At 72.1% G+C, this 3845-nt stretch carries 3 protein-coding genes; 1 reads left to right on the forward strand and 2 read right to left on the reverse strand.

The features are described 5' to 3' along the window. A partial coding sequence (gene efeU, locus BN12_RS19370) for an iron uptake transporter permease EfeU (protein WP_162233109.1) occupies window positions 1-1360 on the reverse strand: 1360 nt, incomplete at its 3' end. Window positions 1361-1601: 241 nt separating this feature from the next. Between efeU and zwf the strand changes: the two genes are divergently transcribed. Then, the gene (zwf, locus tag BN12_RS19375) at window positions 1602-3032 is read left to right on the forward strand and encodes a glucose-6-phosphate dehydrogenase (RefSeq protein ID WP_048555070.1); all 1431 of its coding nucleotides are present in this window, start codon (window positions 1602-1604) and stop codon (window positions 3030-3032) included. A 4-nt stretch (window positions 3033-3036) separates the two neighbouring features. On the opposite strand, the gene BN12_RS19380 is transcribed toward zwf, so the two are convergent. Further along, the coding region (locus tag BN12_RS19380; protein WP_048555072.1) for a diacylglycerol/lipid kinase family protein at window positions 3037-3845 on the reverse strand (809 nt) is incomplete at its 5' end.

The following is a 3845-nucleotide window of genomic DNA, read 5'->3' on the forward strand; positions in this document are numbered from 1 at the left end:
GGGCCGTGCCGGCCCCACCGGGAAGGGTGGCGTCGGGCGTGACGGTGAGGGTGCGGGACGTCGGCAGGCCGCCGCCGGTGAGGGTGAGGACGAGGGTATGCCGTGACGTCGCGTCGAGGAGGACGCCCTCGACGGACCAGGCGTCGAGGGCTCCGGTGCCCGACCAGGCCGCGGTGTACGGGCCCGGGTTGCGCTGGACGTCGACGCCGACGGGGACCCGCCCGCCGCCCACGGCGACGAGGTCGTCGAGGGTCAGGGTCGTCGGCAGGTCCGCGGGGGTCGGGGCCGACCCGGTGAGGTGCTCGGCCGTCGTCCCGTCGTGCACCTGCTCGCCGGCCCGGCTCAGGGCATACGTCGCCGTCGTCGTGCCGACCGTCGTCTCGAGCCGGGAGCCGTCGCGCAGCTGGGCGGTGCCGACCGAGGCGCCCGTCGCGTCGACGAGCGGCGCCGGACCCGAGGCGGGCAGCGCGGGCGCGCGGACGAGGACGGCGAGCAGACCGGCGGCGACGACCGCGGCGAGGGCGACCACCTGCTTGATCCGGATGCTCGCGACGGGTCCGGGGCGCCGGGTCGGCGGCCAGAGGACGATGAGCATCATCGGCACGAGGTAGCACAGCCACCCGACGACCTCGACGAGCCGGGGATCGGCCGGGATGCCGAGGACGCCGGTGAAGAGCGCGCCGCGGATCGAGCCGACGGGGGCGAGCCAGGACAGGTCGACGGTGCGCTGCTGGCCGGCGTTGAGCCAGCCGGCCTCGTGGGCGGTCCGCAGGGCGGTGACGAGGAGGCCCGCGGCGACGAGCACGAGGAAGACGCCCGTCGCCCGGAAGAACCGGGACAGGTTGATCCGGACGCCGCCGCGGTAGATGCCGATGCCGAGCCCGATCGCCACGAGGATGCCGAGGAAGGCGCCGGTCGCCGCGGTGAAGGCGTTCGTCGACGCCTGGAACGTCGCGAGGAGGAAGACGGAGGTCTCGAAGCCCTCCTTGAGGACCGCGAGGAACGCCATGATGACGAGCGCGCGCGACGTGCCGTCGCCGAGCGCCTCCTGGGCCTGCGCCTCGAGCTCCCGCTTGAGCCCCCGGGAATGGGTGCTCATCCACAGGATCATCCCGGTGACGAAGAAGATGGCGACCGTGCCGATGACGGTCTCCATGCCCTCCTGGGCCGCCTGGGGGAGGGACGTCTCGACGAGGGCGAGGGTGATGCCCACCGCGAGGCTGAGGAGCACGGCGGCGACGACGCCGACCCACATCGGGGTGAGGCGACGGTCGTTCTTCTTGAGGAACGCGGCGACGATGCCGACGATCAACGCAGCCTCGAGGCCTTCCCTCAGGCCGATGATGAACGTTGCGAGCACGGGCGCGACCAATCAGTCTCAACAGGCCCCACGAAGATGGGCGACCGTAAGTTAGGTTAGCCTCCCCTCCCACCCGGGCACAAAGGGGGTCCGGCCACCCGAACGGCCTCGGCCCGCGCCATCCGCGGGTGCCCGTGGCATACGTCCGCAAACGTCCGATGTCGTGTGTTCGCCAACGTCCGATGTCATGTGTTCGCGGTCCCCTCTGGCGCGATGCGTCGAGGTGCGCAAGGCTCTAGCCATGAGCGCACCCGTGACCGTGGTCCTCTTCGGCGCCACCGGAGACCTGTCCAAGCGCAAGCTGCTTCCCGGCCTGCTCCACCTGTACTCCTCGAACCTCCTCGACGACATGCGGGTCGTGGGCACCTCCCTCGACGACCTCACGCCCGAGGAGTTCCGCGCGCTGGCCCTCGAGGCCATCCGCGAGTTCAGCACGAGGTCGCTGCCCAAAGACGTCGTCGAGGCCTTCGTCGCCGACCTCGACTACGTGCCCCTCTCGGCCGGCCCCGCGGCCCTCGGGGCCGCGGTGCGCAAGGCCGAGGAGAGCCTGCCCGAGGGCAAGAAGCTGCGGCTGCACTACCTGTCCGTGCCGCCGAAGGCCGCGCTCGCCGCCGTCTCGACGATCGAGGAGGCCGGGCTCGTCGAGGGCAGCCGCATCGTCATGGAGAAGCCGTTCGGCACCGACTTCACCTCGGCCGTCGCGCTCAACGCCCAGCTCCACGAGGTGTTCGACGAGGACCAGATCTTCCGCATCGACCACTTCCTCGGCAAGGAGGCGGCCCAGAACATCCTCGCGTTCCGCTTCGCCAACGGGCTCTTCGAGCCGATCTGGCACCGCAACTACATCGACCACGTCCAGATCGACGTGCCGGAGACCCTCGGCCTGTCCCAGCGCGGCGACTTCTACGAGGGCACCGGCGCGTACCGCGACATGGTCGTCACCCACCTGTTCCAGATCCTCGCCTTCACGGCGATGGAGCCGCCGACGGCCCTCGAGCCGCGGGCCATCAGCCGCGAGAAGAACAAGGTCTTCCGCTCGATGCAGCCCATCCAGCCGCACGACGTCGTCCGCGGCCAGTACATCGGCTACCGGGAGGAGCCCGGCGTCCGCGGCGACTCCGAGACCGAGACGTTCATCGCGCTGCGCTGCTACATCGACAACTGGCGCTGGGCGGGCGTCCCCTTCTATCTGCGGACCGGCAAGCGGATGGCCGAGGGGGCCCGCATCATCTCCATCGCCTTCCGCGAGCCGCCGCTGTCGATGTTCCCGCCCGGATCCGGAGTCGGCGACAACGGGCCCGACCACCTGACGTTCGACCTCGCCGACAAGGCGCGGATGTCGCTGTCCTTCTACGGCAAGCGGCCCGGCCCCGGCTTCAAGCTCGACAAGCTGTCGATGCAGTTCGCCATGCACGAGACGGACTGGGAGGGGGCCGTCCTCGAGGCATACGAGCGGCTCATCTACGACGCCGCCCGCGGCGACCGGACCCTCTTCACCTCGGCGGAGGGCATCGAGCGGGTGTGGGAGATCTCCCGGCCGCTCCTGGACAACCCCCCGACCCCGCGCCCCTACAGCCCGGGCTCGTGGGGGCCGAACCAGATCCACCAGCTCGTCGCGCCGTTCGCCTGGCGCCTCCCCTTCGAGCGCCCCTGGCGTGAGAAGCGCTTCTGACGGACTAGGCCACCGGGGCCTGGTAGCCCACCGGCACGCGCACGGTGAGCGCGCCCGGCCACACCTCGGTCGTGATGGCGCTCGCCGGCCCGATGACGTCGCCGTCCACCTGGAGGGGCTCGGGCCGGCTCGGCCGGACGACGAACCGCGTCGCCGTATGCCGGTGCACCCGGGTGCCCGACGTCCCCTTCCGGCCGAGCACCCGCGCCGCGACGGCCACCCAGCCGGCCATCGTCCGCGGGCTGATGAGGATCGTGTCGAGGAGCCCGTCGTCGATCCGGGCATCGGGCATGAGGTCGATCCCGCCGAGGAGCCGCCCGCAGTTGCCGACGACGGCCATCCGGGTCCTCCCGTCGAACACGACCGTCTCCTCGGGTCCCGCGCTCACGGTGACGTGGAATCGGTCGCCGCGCAGGTTGCGCGCCCCGCTCACGAGATAGGCGGGCCAGCCGACCTTCGCCTTCAGCTCGTCGTCGGTCGTCGCCATGATCGCCGCGTCGAAGCCGAGCCCGGCCATGACGACGAAGACGTGGTCGGTCGCTGCGCCCTCGGCGGGCCGCTCGGCCCGCAGGCGGCCGACGTCGACCCTGAGGTTCTGGCCGCCGAGCGCGACGTCGAGGCCCGCCTCGAGGTCGGCGAGCGGGAGACCCATCGTCCGTGCGAGGAGGTTGCCGGTGCCGCTCGGGAGGAGGCCGAGCGGGGTCCGGGTGCCGGCGAGCGCCTCGGCCACCGCGCGGACCGTCCCGTCGCCACCGAGGGCGCAGACGACGTCGGCCCCCTCGGCGGCGGCCCGGCGGGGCGGGCCCCTCCCGG

It is taken from the genome of Nostocoides japonicum T1-X7, assembly GCF_001046855.1.
GTDB lineage: Bacteria > Actinomycetota > Actinomycetes > Actinomycetales > Dermatophilaceae > Nostocoides > Nostocoides japonicum.